Annotated in this window: 20 protein-coding genes and 1 pseudogene; 9 read left to right on the top strand and 12 right to left on the bottom strand. The window is 71.3% G+C overall.

What is annotated here, in order from left to right; all coding sequences use genetic code 11:
* Positions 1 to 308: 308 nt before the first annotated feature.
* Both ACFZBU_RS11685 and ACFZBU_RS11680 read right to left on the bottom strand, forming a co-directional pair.
* Positions 309 to 443, bottom strand: a pseudogene (locus ACFZBU_RS11685) (SDR family NAD(P)-dependent oxidoreductase); the annotation flags it as partial.
* 138 nt (positions 444 to 581) lie between these two features.
* Positions 582 to 1,061, bottom strand: coding sequence for an SRPBCC family protein (locus ACFZBU_RS11680; protein WP_391583326.1), 480 nt, complete (start codon positions 1,059 to 1,061; stop codon positions 582 to 584).
* Between the two features lie 158 nt (positions 1,062 to 1,219).
* Here ACFZBU_RS11680 and ACFZBU_RS11675 point away from each other — a divergent pair, with 158 nt between their 5' ends.
* Positions 1,220 to 1,507 (top strand): hypothetical protein, encoded by a 288-nt coding sequence (locus ACFZBU_RS11675; protein ID WP_391583325.1) that lies wholly within the window; start codon positions 1,220 to 1,222, stop codon positions 1,505 to 1,507.
* Positions 1,504 to 1,752 (top strand): type II toxin-antitoxin system RelE/ParE family toxin, encoded by a 249-nt coding sequence (locus ACFZBU_RS11670; RefSeq protein ID WP_391583324.1) that lies wholly within the window; start codon positions 1,504 to 1,506, stop codon positions 1,750 to 1,752. Before ACFZBU_RS11675 ends, ACFZBU_RS11670 begins: the two co-directional genes overlap by 4 nt.
* Before the next feature lie 175 nt (positions 1,753 to 1,927).
* Here the strand turns inward: ACFZBU_RS11670 and ACFZBU_RS11665 are convergent, their stop codons facing one another.
* From ACFZBU_RS11665 to ACFZBU_RS11645, 5 genes are all read right to left on the bottom strand, one after another.
* Positions 1,928 to 4,264 carry an Orn/Lys/Arg decarboxylase N-terminal domain-containing protein gene (locus ACFZBU_RS11665; RefSeq protein ID WP_391583323.1) on the bottom strand — a complete coding sequence of 779 codons (2,337 nt, stop codon included), beginning with the start codon at positions 4,262 to 4,264 and terminating at the stop codon, positions 1,928 to 1,930.
* Positions 4,265 to 4,421: 157 nt separating this feature from the next.
* Positions 4,422 to 4,571, bottom strand: coding sequence for a hypothetical protein (locus ACFZBU_RS11660; RefSeq protein ID WP_391583322.1), 150 nt, complete (start codon positions 4,569 to 4,571; stop codon positions 4,422 to 4,424).
* Between the two features lie 35 nt (positions 4,572 to 4,606).
* Positions 4,607 to 5,011, bottom strand: a complete 405-nt coding sequence (locus tag ACFZBU_RS11655; RefSeq protein WP_391583321.1) for an HAD family hydrolase — start codon at positions 5,009 to 5,011, stop codon at positions 4,607 to 4,609.
* 714 nt (positions 5,012 to 5,725) lie between these two features.
* Entirely contained in the window at positions 5,726 to 6,934 is a 1,209-nt protein-coding gene (locus ACFZBU_RS11650; RefSeq protein WP_391583320.1) for a glutamate--cysteine ligase, read from the bottom strand.
* Between the two features lie 234 nt (positions 6,935 to 7,168).
* Complete coding sequence (locus ACFZBU_RS11645) at positions 7,169 to 7,666, bottom strand: MarR family winged helix-turn-helix transcriptional regulator (protein ID WP_391583319.1); 498 nt, start codon at positions 7,664 to 7,666, stop codon at positions 7,169 to 7,171.
* 373 nt (positions 7,667 to 8,039) lie between these two features.
* On the opposite strand from ACFZBU_RS11645, the gene ACFZBU_RS11640 reads away from it, so the two are divergent.
* Together ACFZBU_RS11640 and ACFZBU_RS11635 are read left to right on the top strand one after the other, a co-directional pair.
* Positions 8,040 to 8,573 (top strand): alpha/beta fold hydrolase, encoded by a 534-nt coding sequence (locus ACFZBU_RS11640; RefSeq protein ID WP_391583318.1) that lies wholly within the window; start codon positions 8,040 to 8,042, stop codon positions 8,571 to 8,573.
* A 301-nt stretch (positions 8,574 to 8,874) separates the two neighbouring features.
* Complete coding sequence (locus ACFZBU_RS11635) at positions 8,875 to 9,981, top strand: Ku protein (protein WP_391583317.1); 1,107 nt, start codon at positions 8,875 to 8,877, stop codon at positions 9,979 to 9,981.
* Positions 9,982 to 10,116: 135 nt separating this feature from the next.
* On the opposite strand, the gene ACFZBU_RS11630 is transcribed toward ACFZBU_RS11635, so the two are convergent.
* The gene (locus ACFZBU_RS11630) at positions 10,117 to 10,803 is read right to left on the bottom strand and encodes an SDR family NAD(P)-dependent oxidoreductase (RefSeq protein ID WP_391583316.1); all 687 of its coding nucleotides are present in this window, start codon (positions 10,801 to 10,803) and stop codon (positions 10,117 to 10,119) included.
* Between the two features lie 101 nt (positions 10,804 to 10,904).
* Here ACFZBU_RS11630 and ACFZBU_RS11625 point away from each other — a divergent pair, with 101 nt between their 5' ends.
* From ACFZBU_RS11625 to ACFZBU_RS11615, 3 genes are all read left to right on the top strand, one after another.
* Positions 10,905 to 11,504 (top strand): TetR/AcrR family transcriptional regulator, encoded by a 600-nt coding sequence (locus tag ACFZBU_RS11625; RefSeq protein ID WP_391583315.1) that lies wholly within the window; start codon positions 10,905 to 10,907, stop codon positions 11,502 to 11,504.
* Positions 11,505 to 11,592: 88 nt separating this feature from the next.
* Entirely contained in the window at positions 11,593 to 12,465 is an 873-nt protein-coding gene (locus ACFZBU_RS11620) for a helix-turn-helix domain-containing protein (protein ID WP_391583314.1), read from the top strand.
* 220 nt (positions 12,466 to 12,685) lie between these two features.
* Positions 12,686 to 13,144 (top strand): SRPBCC family protein, encoded by a 459-nt coding sequence (locus ACFZBU_RS11615; RefSeq protein ID WP_391583313.1) that lies wholly within the window; start codon positions 12,686 to 12,688, stop codon positions 13,142 to 13,144.
* Between the two features lie 147 nt (positions 13,145 to 13,291).
* On the opposite strand, the gene ACFZBU_RS11610 is transcribed toward ACFZBU_RS11615, so the two are convergent.
* From ACFZBU_RS11610 to ACFZBU_RS11600, 3 genes are read right to left on the bottom strand one after another with little or no spacing between them, the layout of a single operon-like run.
* Positions 13,292 to 14,125, bottom strand: a complete 834-nt coding sequence (locus tag ACFZBU_RS11610) for an ABC transporter ATP-binding protein (protein WP_391583312.1) — start codon at positions 14,123 to 14,125, stop codon at positions 13,292 to 13,294.
* 1 nt (position 14,126) lies between these two features.
* Positions 14,127 to 15,170 (bottom strand): FecCD family ABC transporter permease, encoded by a 1,044-nt coding sequence (locus ACFZBU_RS11605; protein WP_391583311.1) that lies wholly within the window; start codon positions 15,168 to 15,170, stop codon positions 14,127 to 14,129.
* The gene (locus ACFZBU_RS11600) at positions 15,167 to 16,234 is read right to left on the bottom strand and encodes a FecCD family ABC transporter permease (RefSeq protein WP_391583310.1); all 1,068 of its coding nucleotides are present in this window, start codon (positions 16,232 to 16,234) and stop codon (positions 15,167 to 15,169) included. Before ACFZBU_RS11600 ends, ACFZBU_RS11605 begins: the two co-directional genes overlap by 4 nt.
* A 215-nt stretch (positions 16,235 to 16,449) precedes the next feature.
* On the opposite strand from ACFZBU_RS11600, the gene ACFZBU_RS11595 reads away from it, so the two are divergent.
* Both ACFZBU_RS11595 and argG read left to right on the top strand, forming a co-directional pair.
* Positions 16,450 to 17,466 (top strand): ABC transporter substrate-binding protein, encoded by a 1,017-nt coding sequence (locus tag ACFZBU_RS11595; protein ID WP_391583309.1) that lies wholly within the window; start codon positions 16,450 to 16,452, stop codon positions 17,464 to 17,466.
* 258 nt (positions 17,467 to 17,724) lie between these two features.
* A complete protein-coding gene (gene argG / locus ACFZBU_RS11590) occupies positions 17,725 to 19,149 on the top strand; it encodes an argininosuccinate synthase (RefSeq protein WP_391583308.1) in 1,425 nt (474 codons plus the stop codon).
* 133 nt (positions 19,150 to 19,282) lie between these two features.
* Here argG and ACFZBU_RS11585 read toward each other — a convergent pair whose 3' ends face one another.
* The gene (locus ACFZBU_RS11585) at positions 19,283 to 19,744 is read right to left on the bottom strand and encodes a DUF3237 domain-containing protein (RefSeq protein ID WP_391583307.1); all 462 of its coding nucleotides are present in this window, start codon (positions 19,742 to 19,744) and stop codon (positions 19,283 to 19,285) included.
* Positions 19,745 to 19,842: the final 98 nt, after the last annotated feature.

Raw genomic sequence — 19,842 nt, 5'->3', positions numbered from 1 at the left:
CGCCGAACACGGGGACGCACCGACGACGCGCGCGACCGCTCGTTGAACGCGCGTCGTCGGTGCGCCTATCTCGCGGACGGCGGTATGCGTCGTCCGGGGGGTGGGTGGCCTGTCAACGCCGTTCGGCTCACCCACAAGATCACCTCTACCGCAGTGTCCGGACCGCTCAAACCAACGTTCGAACCGATTGCTCCGAAAACGCGTTCGAGGCCGAGAGGCGTTCCCGCCGGGCGGTCAGGGGCGGCGCCACGAGTCGTCGGTCAAGTGCGAACCCGCTTAGGGCGAACCCGCTTGGGGCCCATGCCGAGCATGCCGCCCTTGGCGGCGCAATACGGGGCGCTGCCCACCCGAGGCTGGTGTTCGTGCACGCTGGTGATGTTGACGATCCGGCCACCGTCGCCCTGCGCGATCATCCGCCGGGCGGCATGCTGACCGCATACGAACGAGGACCTGGGCGTTTCGGATGCTCTCCACGTTCTCGCTGTTCATGCCGTTCCCTTCGTGCCCTCGCGGGCCGACCCCGACGGCATGGGCGCTGCCCGGCCGGGTCGGGGTCGGCGAGTCGTTCCACCCGTCCGCGCTCACACCTCGCCGCGCCAGGCTCCGGTCGCGGTGCCCCTGGACTCGATGAACTTCTTGAAGCGCGTCAGGTCGCCTTTGGCTTGACGGCGGACGAAGCCGAGTTTGTCTCCGACGGTGTCCGCGATGCCCTGCGGGTCGTGGTCGAGCGGCAGCATGATCTTGCAGCGGCCGTCGTCCAAGCGGTGGAAGGTGACCACACCGGCCTGTCGGACCTCGCCTTCGACGGTGGTCCAGGCGACGCGTTCGTCCGGGATCTGTTCGGTGACGGCGGCGTCGAACTCCCGCTTCATGCCGTTGACGCTGGTGACCCAGTGGGTGAGCGTGGGGGTGCGCTGCCGATCGACAAGGCCCGGTACGACCGCCACGCGGGGACCGCGCAGGCCGCGGTGCCGGTCGGCCGGGCGGCGATCCCATGCCGGCAGTTGCTCGTCACCGGCGCGCCCGGCGCCCACCAGGGCGTGGAGGACTTGCGGACGCAAATCCGGGGATATCACAGAGGCAAATATGACCACGGCTCGGATTGAGAAAGGGACGGATGGGAGAAGCGCCCTTTCCATGCCGTCAGCCCGCGGGTTCATCGACGAGAAGCCCGCCACCGGGCGGAACCATGGCACGTCGATCGATCGAGGAAGTGGATATGCAGGCGGAAGACGCGAGGTTGTTGCACACACGCATCGGCGGGCGGTTCGTGGATCTCCCCGGAACACTCGACGGGATCCGGGAGGCGCTGCCCGAGGAGCGGCGGGAGGAGTTCGATCGCGCGGTGGGGTCCGTCCCGCTCGCGCACGTTCCGCTGGTGGCGGCGCGCTGGGGTCTGCCGGCGGAGGCCGTCCGGGAGGACGAGGCGTTGGTCGCACGACTCGAAGCCGGCGACGGCACGGGCTTCGTGGGACTGCACGAACCGGGTAGGGATGTTCGGGGATGAGCTTTCGGATGTGGTTCGCGCAGGATGCCCAGGCCGGCCTGCATGCCCTGCCGTCCGAGACGCGCAGACGCTTCGACGCGGAACTGGGCCGGCTCGCCGAGGATCCGTACCACCCGGACTCGCTGGCGATCACCGGACGCGACTTCCGGCACGTGCTCCTTGCCGGGTGCGTCGCCGCCTACCACGTCGACGAGGACGCCCGGCTCGTCTCGGTGATTCGCATCGAGGGCCCGGCGCCGGTTTGAGCGCCCCGCGGCCTTCGGCGGGAGGGAGAACTCGCCACCGCCACGGCAGGCCCTCGACGTGCGGGCCGGGCGGGGCGGCCCGGCCCGGCCGTGTCACGGGTGCGTGCGCGCACCGCACGAGGCCGACGACGAGTCGGCGACCGCCGCGACGGCGAGCGGCGTCGTGGTGCGGTGTTCAGGGGCGCGGGGTGGGCCTTTCGTGGCCGGGTCGTACGCACTCGATGAGGTAGTCGCCGGTGTCCGGGTCGATGGTGACGCCGTGCGTTTCGCTGCGGAAGCCGGGGAAGTGGCGGTCGAAGGTCTCCAGAGCGGTGAGGTAGCGCAGCAGGGGACCGTCGGTGCCGCCGAGGCATTCGCCGGGCATCACGACGGGGATGCCCGGCGGGGTGACGGTGACCATGGCGGCGGCGACGCGCCCGGACGCCTCCGCCAGGCGTACGCGTTCGGTGCCGCTGCGGATCAGCTGTCGGTAGCAGTGTTGGGGCGGGGCGACCGGCTCGGGGAGTTCGCGGAACGCGGTGTCGAGGAGTTCGACCAGATCGGCGGCGCACAGCCGGTCGTGCATCCGTCGGCACAGGTCCTTGAGCGTGTCGTCGGCGTAGTGGCCGGGGTGGTGGGCGACGACGTCGGGCAGGACCCGGTCCAGCGGCGCGTTCTGGTCGTAGAGGGACTTGAAGTCCATCAGGGCGTCCAGCAGGGTGCCCCACTTGCCCTTGGTGATGCCCATCGAGAACAGGACCAGGGCGGTGTAGCTGTCCGTCTTCTCCACCACGATGTCGCGGGCGGCCAGGTAGGAGGTCAGGATCCGGGCGGGGATGCCGAGTTCGCCCGTGCGCCCGGCGGCGTCGATGCCGGGGCAGGTGAGGGTGACCTTGATCGGGTCGAGCATGCAGTGGCCCCGGTCGAGGCCGGTGAAGCCGTGCCAGTCGGCGTCGGGCTCCAGTTGCCAGCAGGATGCCTCGGTGCGCAGCAGGTCGAGCGAGGCGTCGGCGAAGTCGAGGGCACGGCCGGTGGCCGGGTCGGTGACGGTGGGGGGCTGCCAGACACCGAAGAACCAGTCGGGGCGATCGCCGGCGTCGGCGATGCGGCGCGCGATGCGGACCATGGCCTGGCGGAAGCGGATCGCTTCGGTGACGGCCTCGTCGACCAGCCAGTGACCCTGGGCGCCGTCCATCATCCCGGCCGCCACGTCCAGCGAGGCGATGGCGGGATACAGCGGCGAGGTGGTGCCGTGCATCATGAACGCCTCGTTGAACCGCTCGTGTTCGACCGGCGCGCGCGGGGACGCCTTGACGTGGACCATCGCACCCTGGGAGAGGGCGGCGAGGAGCTTGTGGGTGGACTGGGTGGCGAAGACGGTGGGCCGATCGGGACCGGGGAAGGTGGTGGCGTCCACCGCCATGCCGTAGCGCCGGACGTACAGGGGGTGGAAGCGGGCGTACGCGAACCATGCCTCGTCGAAGTGCACCCGGGGAGAGCTGGGGCCCAGCGCGTGCGCGACCCCGACCGCGTCGTAGCACAGTCCGTCGTACGTGGAATTGGTGACGACCGCGTATTGCGCCCGGTCGGAGACCGCGTCGGGGGTCAGCGGGTTGGCCCGGATGCGGGCGGCGACCGCGTCGGCGGCGAGTTCGGCCGGGGGGAGCGGGCCGGCGAGGCCGTAACCGTTGCGGGTGGGGACGAGGTAGACGGGCCGGGCTCCGGACAGGACCAGGCCGTGCAGGACCGACTTGTGGCAGTTGCGGTCCACCAGCGCGATCTCGTCATGGGTGACGCAGAAGTGCCCGACCATGCGGTCCGCGGTGGAGTTCCCGTTCAACACGAAGTAGGTGCGGTCGGCGGCGAAGATCCGGGCGGCGTTGCGCTCCGCGTCGCCGATCGGTCCGGTGTGCTGGAACAGCGAACCGAGTTCCTCCACCGAGATCGACAGGTCGTTGCGGAACAACTGCTCGCCGAAGTGGTCGAAGAAGGCCCGCCCGACCGGGGACTTCAGGAACGCCACACCGCCGGCGTGTGCGGGAGTGTGCCACGAATAGCCGTGCGCGTCGCCGAATCGGCGCAGTGCGCGGAAGAACGGCGGCAACACGGCTTCGAGGTAGGAGCGCGCCGCGTGCACCAGGCGTCCGGCGATGAAGGCCGGGGTGTCCTCCAACGGCCAGACGTAGCCGACCACCGACTCCGCCGCCCACAGCGGCAGTTGCTCCAGGTCTTCGTCGGCCATCACGAGCAGGACCGGCAGGTTCTCGAAGCGCCGGCCGATCCGGCGCAGCACCGCCGCGCCTCCCGACTCCGACTCCGGTGTGGCGGCGGGGGACAGTTCCCACTCCAACACCGCGGCGGCCAGGCCCGCTTCGGTGCGCAGGACCGCTCGTGCGTCCCGGGCCGTGCGCACCCAGCGCACCTCGAACCCCTGCGCCTGGACCTGCGCTCGGATTCGCCGCAACTGCTCGGCTCCCGAACCGTTGCCTTCCGGGTCGTCGGACAAGGCGAACAGGACCGTACCGGTGGTCATGGCGACTCCTCGCGTTCGGCAGCCCATGCGGGAGTCACCGTAGGCGGGAATCAGGCTGCAAATAAGGTGATTGGCGGATAAACCATCCTATTGAGTGCTCATGGGTACGGATACCGTCGTGCCGTCGCCGACACACTCGCGGTCGGCGTCGACGGCTTCACGTCTGCCGGGACAGCCGCCGCGCCATGGGGGTCGGTGCCAGGTTGAGCGCGGTTGCGACGGTGGTCGCGCTCAGGGCGATCGTCCAGCCGATCGGGCCGAGCGGCGTGCAGCCGAAGAAGCCGCTGAGCCCCGGGGTTTGGATCACGGCCGCGAGGACGAGCGCCGAACCCAGCCCGGCGATCAGGACGTTGCGGTCCGGGGCCCGGTGGTCAGGGTCTGGCCGAGTTGGGTGCCGACCAGGGCGGCCAGAGCGATCGTGCCGCTGCGGCGGCGTCGCCCGGTGACGCGCGCGGCACTCCGGGCCAATCCGGCGCCCAGCGTGGTGGTCGCCGCGCGCAGGGTCATCTCGAGTCCGTCGTCGTCGAGCTCGTCCAACTCCGCGCCGGTACACGAATTTTGTTCATGCACGCCGTTGACCGTGGCGGCGATCGCGTCGGCCGTCGCGGGGTGATCCCCGGTGAGCATCACGATCCGCACTCCCGCGTCGCGCAGCCGTGCCGCGGCCGGAGCAGCGCCGGTGCGCACCGGATCCGCCGGCCCGACGAACCCCACGAACGTCAACTCCGCGACCATGTCGTCGGTCAACTCGCGCTCGGCTGAACCCTGTTCGGCCGACCCGCCCTTCGTCGACGCGCGGGAGGGCCAGGCCGTGCCGGGGGCCGACGAGGGGGATGGCCGCCGGGCCCGCCGCGGCGGACACCTCCGGCGCGCGTTCGGCGTAGTGCTCGGCCGCGTCCGTCGGGGCCGGGCCCGGACGCTCCGTCACGACCGCGTCGGCCACGGCGTCCTCGGGCCGGCCCACCAGATCCTGCTCGGCGCGAACCCACGCATCGTGGTGGGCGCGGGACTCCCGCCAACCGGCGACCCGCTCCACCAGGTCCAGGGCCAGGCCCTCGCCCACGGTGGCCACACCCTGGGCCGGCGCGCCGACCACGGTGCGCCCTCGCGTGCGCGAACCACACCCGCCTTCGGGCCGGTCCGGGCGGAGCCGAGGCAGGCACATCCATGGCTTCGCGAGGCCGACTCCGCCGGGAGGTGCCGTTGCAGGCCGGTCCGTCCGCAAGCACCCGGTCGTTCCCGGGCTCCGGGGCGGGAGCGCCCGCCGGGAGGCGCCGAACGCCGGTCGGCCACTGCCGCCCCGTGCACCCGTTTCGCCGCGGACCCGACTCCGGATGCCCGACGCACGCACCGGCGTCGACCACGAACGGTCCCGTCCCGGGAGGCCGGCGCCCTCGTATGCATTGTCGGCCCTGGCCGCCGCACCCACCGCGCGTCGGTGCGCCTCCATCGGCCGCGTCGCTAACGGCGGCTTTCCGGGGCCGCCGTCGTTTCGGCGGCGATCAGGCCGAGCAGCGCCTCGGGGCCGCCTCGGCGCATGGCCGCGCGTTGTCGTGCGGCGCCGCTCCCCTCGGCGAGCAATCTGTCCACCAGTGCGGTGACGCGCGGTTCGTCGCCGGCCTCCCGGAGAGCCGGCCGAATGTGGTCCATCAACCGGCCGATCAGATCCGCGGCCGGCACCCGACGAGGGACCCGCGGATCGATCAGCGCATCATCCAGGCCGTAGCGCGCCGCGTGCCATTGGGCCGAGGCCAGGAGTTCGGGGGCGGGGGTGGAAAGGGCGGCGCCCGCCTCGTCCTCGGCGACGGCCGTGGTGATCAACGCGCGTACGATCCCCGCCAGCAGCATCGCGTCGTCCACGCGCAGTTGCACGTCCATGGCTCGGACCTCGACGGTGGGAAACCGCTCGGAGAGGCGGGCCTGCCAGTAGATCGCGGCGCGATCCCGCAGCGCTCCGACGTCCAGGAGGTCGTCCACGCGGCGGTCGTAGTCGTTGGCGTCGGCGAACAGCGGTGGGATGCCGCTGACGGCCCAGCGACCGAAGACGACCGTGCGCCAACTGGCGAAGCCGGTGTCGTCGCCGTGCCACAGGGGCGAGTTCGCCGACATCGCGACCAGGAGCGGCAACCACGGTCGCAGCCGATTGATCGCGGCGACGCCCGCACCGCGGCCGGGTATGCGGACGTGGACGTGCATACCGTTGATCAACTGCTCGTCGACCAGTTGCGGGGCGTCGGCCTGCAGGGACCGGTAGCGCGGCCGGGCCGTGACCGAGGCGTGCCCATCGGAGGCGAACGGCGCCGCGCCGCAGGCCGCGAGCAGGCAACCGTTCTGCTCCGCGGCGGCGGAGACCGCCCGGCGCATCCGCAGCAGATGGTCGCCGACCTCGTCGAGGCTCTCGCACACCGGCGTCGCGACCTCCACCTGGACCTGGAGCAGCTCCGGCTGTACCTCGCCGTCGTGCAGCGCGGCCTGTAGGTCCGCCGCCGCACGCACCGACTCGGCCCGCGCGACCGGCTCCCCGTCGGCGCGGTTCAGCAGCAGATACTCCTCTTCCACCCCGAGGGTGATCACGGGCGGCCGCTGCGCACCGGACGCGGGAGCCGGTGCGGGCGCGGGAATCGGCGGGCGGGCCACGGCCCGGCCGCGCGGGGAGGCGGGATCGGGCATCGTGAGCTCCTTCGCAACGGGTCGACCGCCGCCTACCCCGTGGGCATGCGCCCATGCGGGGAGTGGGCTCGGACGTTGGGTCGTCGGTCGACCCCCTTGGATGCGCCGCGACCGGGTCGTCCGAGGGCCGTTCCGCCGGCGTGGGTCGAGCGGGGCCCCGGGCGCGGCGCGCCGGTGCACGGCACCGGACGCCGCGGAGCCCGGTGGGGAGCCCGGGGGGAGGAAGACGCGCCTTCAGCGGGGGGTGTCGCCGTAGGACCGGAGGAGCGTGGTCAGGGTCGCGGTGAAGTGTTCGAGGTCGGCGGGGTCGAGGGCTTCGAGGAGGCGGGCCTCGTTGGCGATGTGTTCGGGAAGCACGCGGTCGACGACCTCCAGGCCGTGGGGGGTGAGGCGGATCCGGACCGAGCGGCGGTCGACGGTGTCCCGTACGCGGGTGACCAGGCCCTTGGTCTCCATACGGTCGACGCGCAAGGTGATCGCACCGGTGGTGACGAGCGATGACTTGAGGAACGCGCCGGCGGTCAGTTCGTACGGTTCGCCCGAGCGCCGCAGGGTGGACAGCACGTCGAACTCGCCGGGCTCCAGGTCGTGATGGGCCAGGAAGTCCTTGATCTCCTTGTCCCACATCCGGGAGATCCGCATGAGGCGGCCGACCACGCCGATCGGCCGGAAGTCGATGTCGGGGCGTTCGCGCCGCCATTGCGCGAGCAGTTCGGCCACGGCGTCGGGCATGTGCCCTCCTTGAAATATCTGAGCGCTCATCTAGTTGACGCTCAGCTAAGCGCTGATTATCTTAGTGCTCATCTTATCGGCTCTGGCTTATCGAGTGGGTGCTCACCATGCCTTTCACCTCCCTCCGTGACACCGAGGTGCACTACGAGGTCGACGGCCGCGGTCCGGGCCTGGTGCTCGTCCACGGCACCGGCGGCGACGCCGAGAAGGTCTTCGGGAACGTCGTCGGGCACTTCGGCGACGCCCGCACCGTGGTCCGCCCCAACTTCGGCGGCAGCGGCGCCACCACCGACGACGGCGGCGAGCCGACCGTCGACCTGATCGCCGACCAGGTGGCCGCGGCCACCCGCGCCGCGTCGACGGGCCGGTCGACATGCTCGGCTTCTCCCTCGGAGCGGTGGCCGCCGCCGCGGTCGCGGCCACCCACCCGGGGCTGGTCCGCAGGCTCGTCCTGGTCGGCGGGTGGGCGCACTCGACCGGCCCGCGCGACCGGTTGTACTTCGAGACCTGGCGCACGTTGCTGGACACCGACCGCGAGTTGTTCAAGCGGTTCTCCATGCTGACCGGTTTCAGCGCAGGCGCGCTGGACGGGTTCGGCCACGACGGTCTCGCGCAGTCCCTGGCCGACGCATGGCCTCCGCCCGGCATCGGACGCCGGATCGACCTCGGCGCGCGCGTCGACATCCGCGCACTGCTGCCCCGGATCACCGCCCCCACCCTGGTGGTCGGACTCGGCGGCGACGCCATGATCCCGATGGCGGGTTCCCGGCAACTGCACGAGGCGATCCCCGGCAGCCGGCTGGAGGAGATCGCCGGCGAAGGGCACATGGACTGGTTCGCCGATCCCGGCCGGCTCGTCCGGATCACTCGGGAGTTCCTCGACGCCACCCCTGTTGCTGCGGCCTGACCGCGGCCGCGGCGTCGTGGATGGCCGAAGGCCCTGATCCGTCGATCTTCAGGTGCGACAAAAGTCGGAAATAGGGTAAATGGGATCCGTGCGGTCGGTCGGGCATGTCGATCGCACCGGGGGACGCACCGGGACATGCGTCGTGACGCGGGCGGCCGCAGGCGGGTGGCCCCGTAGCAGGCGGCCCGTAGTCAGCCGGTCCGCAGGCAGGCGGACGGGCCTGCCGGGTCGACGTCCGGTGGTCCCGCCGTTTCGGCCCGGTCGGCGCTGCCCGACCCGATCGTCGACAGGAGGAGCGGGTATGGCGCGCGCGATCTGGAGTGGGGTGATCAACTTCGGGTTGGTCACCGTGCCGGTCGGTCTGTTCTCCGCGATCGAGGACCATACGATCCACTTCCACCAACTTCAACGCGGCACCGCCGACCGGGTCCGCAACCAGCGGGTGAACGAGCGCACCGGCAAGGAAGTGGACTACGCCGACATCGTCAAGGGCTACGACACCGGCGGCGGCCACTACATCACCGTGGAGCCCGAGGAACTCGCCGACATCGCCCCCGGTCGCTCGCGGAGCATCGATGTAAGCGCCTTCGTCGACCTCGCCGACATCGACCCCATCCATTTCGACAGGACCTATTACCTGGCTCCCGCCAAGTCCGAGTACGAACGCGTCTACGCCCTGCTCCTGCAAACGTTGGAACGCACGAACCGCGCGGGCATCGCCCTGTTCGTGATGCGCGGCCGCCAGTACCTGACCGCCCTGCGCGCCCAGGGCCGGGTGCTGACCCTGGAGACCCTGCACTTCGCCGACGAGATCCGCGACCCCGCCACCGAACTCGACCACCTGCCGAAGAAGACCTCCTTCAAGGACCGCGAACTCGCGATGGCCGAACAACTCGTCGAGGCGATGGCCGCCCCCTGGCGTCCCGACGAGTACCACGACACCTACCGCGAACGGGTCGAGGAACTCCTGGAGAGCAAGCGCCAGGGCCGCGAGATGGTGGCAGCCGACGAGGCCCCCGAACCGACCAACGTGGTCGACCTGATGGAGGCCCTGCGCCGCAGCGTTGAGACCGCCGGTGCCCGCGCCGGCCGGTCCGGGACGGGGAAGCGCAAGGGCCAGGCCGCGGGCACCGCCAAGGGTCGCGCGGGAACGACCCGGCCACGGGGGAAGAAGGGCACCCCTGCCGGCGCGAAGTCCCGGCCCGGCACGGGCGACAAGGGCCGGAAGGGCGGCTCGGCGGCGAGGAAGGCCGAGGACCTGTCCGCGCTCACCAAGGCCGAACTGGCCCGCAGGGCGGCCGATCTCGACATCCCCGGCCGATCCAGGATGACCCGCGACCAACTCGAGGACGCCGTCCGCGATGCCGGCGGCACCGCACGCGCGCGCGGCGGTCGAAAGGCGTCCTGAAGCGCGGTCCGCTCGGGCCGGGCCGGCCACGGACCGAACCGGGCGGACGCTCGGCCGTCACGCGTCACCCGCCACGCGATGGCCGCCACTGCCGGCCGTACGTGCGGTGCCGGCGCGGTGGCTCGGCCCGGATCGCTACCACGGGACGATCTCGCCGTGCAGGTCCAGGAACTGGAGCCCGGGGGCACCGGCCTGGGCTTCGAGGACGTCGACAACGGCCGGGATGCTCTCCTCGGGGGCCAGCGGCGCGTCGAATCCACCGAGCCGGGTCCGGTTGTGGCCGGGGTCGATGAGCAGCTTGGTGTGTCCGTCGTCGGCATGGCGGGTGGTGTAGCTGCGCATCAGCTGGTTGAGCGCGGCCTTGCCGGCCTTGTAGAGCTCGTAGCCGTGCTCGGTGTTGCGCGAGATGCTGCCCTGTTCGGAGGACATGACCGCGACGGTTCCGCCGGGCACGACGAGTCCGCGGAGGGCCTCCAGGGCGCGCAGCGGGCTCAACGCGTTGGTGATCATCACCTCGGTGAACATGTCGGTCGGGACCTGGTCGATGGACAGGTTGCCCCGGTCGATCGCGGCGTTGACGAAGAGCAGATCGAGGCGCACGCCCTCCAGGCGCTCGCGCAGCGCGGACAGGTCCGCGGGGCTGGTCATCTCCAACGATTCGACTTTCAGCCGGCCGTTCGAGGCGTCGGCGTTCGCTTGCAGCTCGCCGCCGCTTCGGCGGGTCGTGGCGATCACCTGCCGGCCGCGTCGAACGAGTTCGTTCGCGAGGACGAGACCCAACCCTTGGGAGGCTCCGATGACGAGGGCTTGACGGTTGGACATGGCGGACACGCGCACTCCTTCGCGATGGGGCGACTCTGTCTAGACGAGTCGTTGCGTCTACACAGTAAGGCACGAGGTCGCCGACGGATATGGTGTTTCGCATGTCCGTCACGAGTTCCCAGCCCCGCAGACCGCGCTCCGGCAACCGGCGTGACGAGGCCGCGCGTCTGGCCGTGCTGCACGCCGCGGACGATCTGCTCGTCGAGCACGGCTTCGGTGCCCTCACCGTCGAGGCGATCGCGCGCCGTGCCGGCGTCGCCAAGCAGACGATCTACCGCTGGTGGCCCTCGAAGGTCGAGATCCTCCTCGACACCCTCATCGAGGACAGCGACAAACGCCTGCCCTTCCCGACGGAGGAGCCCACGGCCGAGAGCATCCGCGGCTACCTGCGCCGTTTCGCGCGCTTCCTCGCCCGCGACCCGGCAGGCAAGGTCCTGCTCGCGCTCGTGGCGCAGGCGCAGCACGATCCCGACACGGCCAGGAGCCTGCACGAGCGCTACCTCGGTCCGCGCCGCGCCCGGGAACGCGACATGCTCGCGCGCGCCGTCGACGCCGGCGAGATCTCGCCCCGACTGGGCCCCGACATCGCGATCGACGCCCTCGTCGGCCCGATCGTCTATCGGGCCCTGACCGGGTCGAGCATCCCCCGCGATCTGGTGGACACCCTCGTCGAGGACCTGCTCAGGCCCCGCTCGGCGTGAGTGGCCGCTCGGGCGTCCGCGGGACCGGTCGGCCGGGTGCCTTGTTCCCGGCCCTCGATCCGTGCCGCCCTGGCCCTAGGGTTGTGCCGTGTTCGATTCGTCTGACTTCGATCTGACGCCGTACGCAGACTCCGAGGTATCCGCCGTGCGGCGCACCTATTGCAGTTGGGGTGAGGCGGGCTGGCGTTCGTTGCTCGTGCAGTGCTTCGACCACGCACCCGAGGTCGAACACTTTCGGCTTCCCGGGGTCTGCGACCTGCATCTGGTGCTCTGCGTGGCCGGGGACGCGGTCATGCGGACACGGTCGGACGGGCGGGCGGTCCGCCGCCGCCGGCTTCCCGGCAATCTGGAACTCGTCGTGCCCGGCCGGTCGAGCGTACGCAGCTACCGGACGACGTCCGCGCTGCGCACCATCCAGGTGCACATCCCGTCGGCGACCGTCGGTCGAGCCGCCGCTCACCTGGGCGGCTCGGAGCCGGACTACGAAGCGCTGTCGGCCGCGGCGGACGCGGGCGATCCGGTTGTCGAACACCTCGTGCGCGCACTGCCCGCCGCCGGCGCGAACGACCTGTACGCGGAGTCGGCCGCCGCGTTCCTCGCCGCGCACCTGCTGAACCGGGGCCGGCACGCAAGCCTGCCGGGTCCCGAACACGCCGCGGTCCGGGTGGGCGTCGCCGTCATGCGCGACCGGCTGGCCGAGCCGCTCACGCTGGCCGACATCGCCGCCGAAGCACACCTGAGCGTCTACCACTTCATCCGCGTCTTCCGGGCGGCGACCGGGGAGACGCCCCATCGGTTCCTCACCCGGCTGCGGATCGAGCGGGCGCAGGAGTTGCCGGCCGACGGCACCCTCACCATCGGGCAGATCGCCGACCGTTGCGGTTTCGCGAGTCCCGGAGCGTTGTCCGCGGCCTTCCTGGGTCGGGTCGGCGTCCGGCCCTCGGTGTACCGCAAGATCTGATCGGTGATCGGCAATCCGGCGCATGTCCCCGGGCCGGCCGCGTCGCTAGGTTCGGACGGAGTCATACAGCCACGTCGTGGCCGCATGTTCGCCGACGGACCCGGACACGTCGGGTGTTCGTTCGGGGAGCCGCTCCGGGCCACCGCGACCCGGCGGTCGCGGTACCCCCGGACGGTCTTTTCGCACGGGGTGTGCGGCAGCGAAGGAAAGGATTCGGATCTTGCGCAGCTACGACGCGACCGCGACTTCGACGGCGCCTCCGGCCGTCGTCTGGCGTCTGCTCGTCGACGCCCGTACCTGGCCCGTCTGGTCGACCGTCGACAGCCTGGACACCGAACGCTCCAGCGGGCTCGAGCCGGACGGGCGGGATCCCGTCGGGGCGGTCCGCGCGTTCCGTACCGGGCGGACGGTGACCGGAGAGCGGCTGACCGGGCTCGACGAGGAGAGGCAACTGACCTACGAGGACGCGTTCAACCCGGCCATCCGTGACTATCGGGCGGTCGTCGACCTGACACCTGCGGCCGACGGGGGCACGGTCATCCACTGGCACGGCACCTATTCCGCCCGTTGGGGAACGGGTTGGCTGATGGAGCGCGTCATGCGGGGCGTCATGCAGCGCATGGCCGACGGCCTCGCCGCACACGCGGCGGCCCAGTCGTCCGATGCCGAAACCCCGTGATCGGGCGTTGCCGCGGGGCGTTCGGCGTGGTCGACGATCGTGCGCGCAGGGCGCGGCGCCGCCCGCCGCGGGGAGTGCGCCGGGCGCCGCCGGGCCGGGGCCGGGGTGATGGGCGCCCGGGCGCTCCCGTCCGGGTGCGGGTGCGGGTCAAGCCTTGACGGGTGGTTCGGTGGTCTCTCGTCGGCCGCCCAGCGGGATCACCAGCGGGACGCCCGAGACCGGGCACGGGATGACCGATGTGCGCAAGTCGAAGACCTCGCGGACCAGTTCGGGGGTGACGATGTCGGCGGGAGGTCCTGCGGCGACGACTCGGCCGGCGCGCATCGCGACGAGATGGTCGGCGTAGCGGCACGCGTGGTTGAGTTCGTGCAGGACCATCACGACGGTGCGTCCGTCGGTGCGGTTGAGGTCGGCGACGAGTTCGAGTACGTCGACCTGGTAGGCGAGGTCGAGGTAGGTCGTGGGCTCGTCGAGCAGGAGCACGTTCGTGTCCTGGGCGAGCGCCATCGCGATCCACACCCGTTGCCGCTGGCCACCGGAGAGTTCGTCGATGGAGCGGTCGCCGAGGGCGGTGGTGCCGGTGACCGCGAGGGCACGATCGACCACGGCGTCGTCGGCCGAGGACCACTGCCGCCACCAGCGCTGGTGCGGGGTGCGGCCGCGGGCGACCAGGTCGCGTACGCCGATGCCGTCGGGTGCGGTCGGCGTCTGGGGCAACAGGGCCAGGCGCAGGGCGAGTTCGCGGCCGGGCAGGTCGGCGATGTCGCTGCCGTCCAGGTGTACGACGCCGGCTGCCGGCTTGAGCAGGCGGGCCAGGGCGCGCAGCGCGGTGGACTTGCCGCACGCGTTGGGGCCGACGAGCGCGGTGACCTTGCCCGCGGGGATGTGCAGGTCGAGGTCTTCGGCCACGACGCGGTCGCCGTAGCCCAGCCGAAGACCGTGGCCGGACAATCCGGCCGGGTCCGGTGCGGTGGTGGTCACGTCAACCCTTTCCGGCCCGGTTGGTCCGGGCGAGCAGCCACATCAGGTACGGGGCGCCGACCGCGCCGGTGACGATGCCCACCGGCAGTTCGGTCGGCGAGAAGGCGAGTCGGGCGACCAGGTCGGCGGCGAGCAGTGTCGCGGCGCCGACCAGTCCGCTCGCGATCAGCGGGATGCCGGCGGTGCCGGTGAGTCGGCGGGCGATCTGGGGTGCGCCGAGCGCGATGAACGCGACCGGTCCGGCCGAGGCGGCGGCCACCGACGCCAGGCACGTGGCCACCACGAGCAGGGCGATGCGGGCGCGGCGCAGCGGTATGCCGAGGCTGAGCGCGGTGTCGTCGTCGAACTGGAGGAGTTGGTAGGGGCGGGCCAGGGCGAGCGCGAGGGGCACGAGGATCACCAGCGCGATGCCGACCCAGCGCACGTGCGCGTAGTCCCGCCCGTTCAGGCTGCCGGTGAGCCACACCATGGCGCGGGAGGCCTGGTCGATGTCGGCCCGGGCGAGCATCCAGCGGGTCACGGCCATCAACACGCCGTGCATCGCGAGGCCGACGAGGACGAATCGGTAGCCGGTGATGGTGCCGCCGCGATAGGCCATCAGGTAGATGAAGGCGGCGGTGAGCATCGACCCGGCGAGCGCGCCGAAGGGGACGGCGCCGAAGGACGCGGCGCCCGCCGAGGTGACGCCGCCGATCAGGATCGCGCAGACGGCGCCGGCGCTCGCGCCGGCGGAGATGCCGATCAGGTCGGGTCCGGCCAGCGGATTGCGGGTGACGGCCTGGAAGATCGCGCCGGACAGGCCGAACGCGAGGCCGACGAGCAGCGCGGTGAGGGCGCGTGGCAGCCGCAGTTCGTGCACGATCAGGTCGGCGTCGCCGGAGCCGATGCCCAGCAGCGAGTCGACGACGTCGCGGATCGGGATGGAGAACGTACCGATGGACACCGACGCGACCAGCCCGCACGCGATGGTCGCGAGCAGTGCGGTGGTGACGATCGCGACGCGGGGTCGCACGGACATGCCGAAGGGGCCCAGTTGCACTCTCATCGGGCGTGCTCCTTGAGCTTGCCGCGCTTGACCAGCGCGATCAGGAAGGGCGCGCCGAGGATCGCGGTGACCACGCCGACCTCCAGTTCGCCGGGGCGCGCCACCAGTCGGCCGACGACGTCGGCGCCGATGGTGAGGGTGGCGCCGGCGAGGCCGGAACAGGGCACGAGCCAGCGGGCGTCAGGGCCGGTGAAGGCCCGTACCAGGTGGGGAACGACCAGGCCGACGAAGGTGATCGGGCCCGCGGCGGCGACCGCGGCGCCGGCGAGGAGGATGACCGCGAGGGCGCCGAGGGCGCGGGTGGTGCCGACCTTGATGCCCAGGGTGGAGGCGAGGTCGTCGCCCAGGGCGAGGGCGTTGAGTCGGCCGCACAGGGCGAGGGCCAGGATCAGTCCGACGGCCACGAACGGCAGGAGGCGCACGCCGAGATCGGTGTCGCGTCCGGCCAGCGAGCCGACGGCCCAGAAGCGGTACTGGTCGAGGGTGCGGACGTCCAGGAGGACGAGCGCGTTGGTGAACGCGTCCAGCAGTGCGGTCACGGCGGCGCCGGCGAGAGCGAGCTTGGCGGGGGTGGCGCCGCCGTACCCGGTACCGCCGACGAGGTAGGCGAGCAGGCCCGCGAGTGCGGCGCCGAGGAAGGCGAACCACACGTACTGGTAGGGGCTGGTCAGTCCGAGCAGGCCGATGCTCGCCGCCACCGCGCATGCCGCGCCCGCGCTGACCCCGATCAGGCCGGGGTCGCCGAGCGGGTTGCGGGTGATGTCCTGCGCGACCGCGCCCGCGACGCCGAGGGCGATGCCGACCAACAGGCCCAGGAACGTGCGGGGAACGCGCAGGTCCCGGACGATGATCGCGTCGCCCTCGCGGCTGCCGCCCAGCGCGTGGAAGACGTCCGTGAGCGGGACGTTCTTGGTGCCGATGGCGAGCGATGCGAAGACGACCACGGCCAGGGCCGCGAGCAGGGTCGTTGCCACGGTGACGCGGCGACCGGTGCCGTGGCGGTCCGGCGCCGGTGGTCGTTCGGGTGCCGCGCGCGGGGCGACGAGATCGGTGTTCGAGTGCACGAACGTAAGGTAAGGCACGCCTAAAATCCGGAAAACGCGACCCCGTCGCATCTGCCCGGAAAGGCAAGGCTAACCTCATTTCCACTTCCCCGGCCGAAGGTGGCTTCGCGCTGCCGCCTGCCCGGATGTCCCTTGCCGGATCGCATGGCCCCGTCGGTCCTGTTGTCCCGATTGTCCCCGTCGTTCCTGTCGTTCCTGTCATTCGTGGAGGATTCATGCTCACGCTCGGACGCCGTAGACGAAACGCCCGTCTCGGTCTCGCCGCACTCGCCATCGCGCTGACGGCGGGCCTCACCGCGTGCGGCGAGGACTCCGACGACAAGGCCGCGGGTACGGACAAGCCCGCGGCGGCGTCCTCCGGCGCGGCGGCCTCCACCGCGTCGTTCCCGCGCACCATCACGCACGACAAGGGCACCACCACGATCAAGGAGAAGCCCAAGCGCGTGGTGGCGCTGGACAACAGTCTCGTCGAGGCGGTCGCCGCGCTCGACGTTCCGCTGATCGGCGGCATCGGCTCCTACCGCGACCAGAAGGGCTTCCCGCCCTACCTCGGCGACGCCGTCAAGAACACCAAGGAGGTCGGCCCGCTCGACAGCCCCAACCTGGAACAGATCGCGCTGCTCAAGCCCGACCTGATCATCTCCGCGACCGTGCGACACGACCAGCTCTACGCGCAGTTGTCCAAGATCGCGCCGACCGTCTTCGTCAAGACCACCGGCCCGATCTGGAAGGAGAACGTCAAGCTCGTCGGCCAGGCGCTCGGCGAGGACGACAAGGCCAAGGCCAAGTTGGCCGCGTACGAGACGCGCGCGAAGAAGATCGGCGACGCGATCAACGCGAAGGCGAACAAGCCCACGGTGTCCGTCGTGCGCTTCGTGGACGGCCCGACGCGCATCTACCTGGGCAAGACGTTCAGCGGCATCATCCTGAGCGACATGGGCCTGACCCGTCCGGAAAACCAGCGCGACCCCGAGAAGTTCAACATCGAGGTCAGCGAGGAACAGATCGGGCAGGCGGACGCCGACTACATCTTCATGACGTCCTTCTCCGGCGGCGAGGAGCGCAAGAACAAGTTCCTGGCCAACCCGCTGTGGCAGCGCCTGAAGGCCGTTCAGGCCGGACACGTGTACGAGGTCAAGGACGAGCACTGGATGACCTCGGTCTCGCTCCAGGGCGCGGACATGGTCCTCGACGACCTGGCCCGCACCTTCGCGGTCGACCCGGCGAAGTAGGCCCGCCCGCGGCCCTGCCCGGCTCGCCGCGGTGCGGCCGGGCGGGACCGCGTCGCGTGGGTGGGGGAGGGGGTCGGGCCCGCCCGGGCCCCGCTCGGCGGAGCCCTCCGGGGGCGGCGACGGGAGGCGGCCTTCCCGATCGAGTGCATAGTTTTGCTGGGAAGCGTAAATCTATGCCATGCTGTCGGTCTCGGGTTCTCCCGGGCTCACTCGTTACGATTCGGGGCCACGCGCGATCGGGCCGCTTGGGGTGCACACATGTCGAAGGTCTTGAACAAGCTGCCGGTCGGCGAACGGATCGGTATCGCCTTCTCCGGCGGGCTGGACACCTCGGTCGCGGTGGCGTGGATGCGGGAACGCGGCGCGATCCCCTACGCGTACACGGCCGACATCGGTCAGTACGACGAGCCGGATCTGGGCGACGTGCCGCAGCGTGGCCTCGCCTACGGCGCGGAGCAGGCGCGGCTCGTGGACTGCCGGGCCGCGCTGGTCGAGGAGGGCCTTGCCGCGCTGGCCTGCGGCGCCTTCCACATCCGCTCGGGTGCGCAGGCCTACTTCAACACCACCCCGCTCGGGCGCGCCGTGGTGGGCACGCTCCTGGTGCGGGCCATGCACGAGGACGACGTCTCCATCTGGGGCGACGGGTCCACGTACAAGGGCAACGACATCGAGCGGTTCTACCGTTACGGTCTGCTCGCCAACCCCGAGTTGCGGATCTACAAGCCCTGGCTCGACGGGGAGTTCGTGGCGGAGCTCGGCGGTCGGCAGGAGATGTCCACCTGGCTGGCGGAACGCGACCTGCCCTATCGCGACTCCGCCGAGAAGGCGTACTCCACCGACGCGAACATCTGGGGAGCCACGCACGAGGCCAAGCGTCTCGAATACCTGGACACCTCGCTCGAAATGGTGAACCCGATCATGGGTGTCGCCTACTGGGACCCCGAGGTGGAGATCGCGACCGAGGACGTCACCGTCGAGTTCGAGCACGGTCGCCCGGTGCGCATCAACGGACGCGCCTTCGCCGACGCGACGGAACTGGTGCGCGAGGCCAATGCCATCGGCGGCCGTCACGGGCTCGGGATGTCGGACCAGATCGAGAACCGCATCATCGAGGCCAAGAGCCGCGGTGTGTACGAGGCTCCCGGCATGGCGCTGCTGCACGTGTGCTACGAGCGGCTGCTCAACGCCATCCACAACGAGGACACCATCTCCATGTACCACGTCGAGGGGCGCCGGCTCGGGCGACTGCTCTACGAGGGCCGTTGGTTCGACCCGCAGGCGCTCATGCTCCGGGACGGCCTGCAGCGGTGGATCGGCTACCCGATCACCGGCAGCGTCACGGTGCGGCTGCGGCGCGGCCAGGACTACTCGGTGCTCGACACGCAGGGCCCGAACCTCAGCTACCACCCGGAAAAGTTGTCCATGGAGCGCAGCCTCGACCAGCCGTTCGTTCCGGCCGACCGGATCGGGCAACTCACCATGCGCAACCTGGACATCGCCGATTCGCGGAACAAGCTCGAACAGTACGCCGCGCACGGTGCGCTCAACCCGTGGAGCCGGCTCATCGGCGAGCTGACCCCGGGCGGCGCGACGGCCATTGCCGCGAGCAGCGAGGACGCCGAGGCCGTCGCGGAGGCATCCGACGCCCTCGACCACGCGGCCATGGAGTCCGGAACCGACTGAGCGATCCGCGTCGTACGGACGTGCCCGAACACCGAGGCCCCGAAAGGCGGTCGGCTCCGGCCGCTGCCTTCGGGGCCTCGGTGTACGCGGTGTCCGGTGGGCCCCCGGCCGGGCGCCCGCCGGGTCCGCCGCACTAGGCCAGCGCGTACATCCTGATCACCACGACGTCCTCGCCGTCCGGCCGGGCCAGGCCGACGAACACGGTCTCGGCGAGGCGGCGGTGGGCCGGGGCGTCGGTGCGGAAGATCGGCGACGTGCGGTAGTAGTGGCCCTTCTCGGTGACCCGGAGGTCGCCGTCGTACTGGTCGGGGCCGTCCGGAGCGGGGCGGTAGTAGCCGCGGTTGACGATGTCGACGACCGCGCCGTCGTCGGCGCGGATCAGGTAGCGGGCCTCCAGTTCGCAGACTTCGCCGCGTGTGTTGCTCCAGTCGCCGCCGCCGGGCAACACGGTGCCGTTGAACCAGGGTCCGGCGACCGTGCCGCCGACGATCGGGGTGAACTCGGTGATCTCGCCGTCGCCGTGGCCGATGTGCAGCGTCTCGGCGACGTGGGCGCGGATCTCGAAGGCGAATTCGAGGGCGGGAGTGAAGGTCATTGCGGGTCCTCGACGAGAAGGGAAGGGAAGGGAGGGAGGGGGTCGGAGAATGAAGGGGTCGGAGAATTCCGGGGTCGGAGTGTGCCGGGTGTGGTCCT

Origin of the sequence: Embleya sp. NPDC008237 (assembly GCF_042956465.1) — a bacterium.
Classification (GTDB): Bacteria; Actinomycetota; Actinomycetes; order Streptomycetales; family Streptomycetaceae; genus Embleya.
This window is presented reverse-complemented; position numbering and strand designations above follow the sequence as displayed.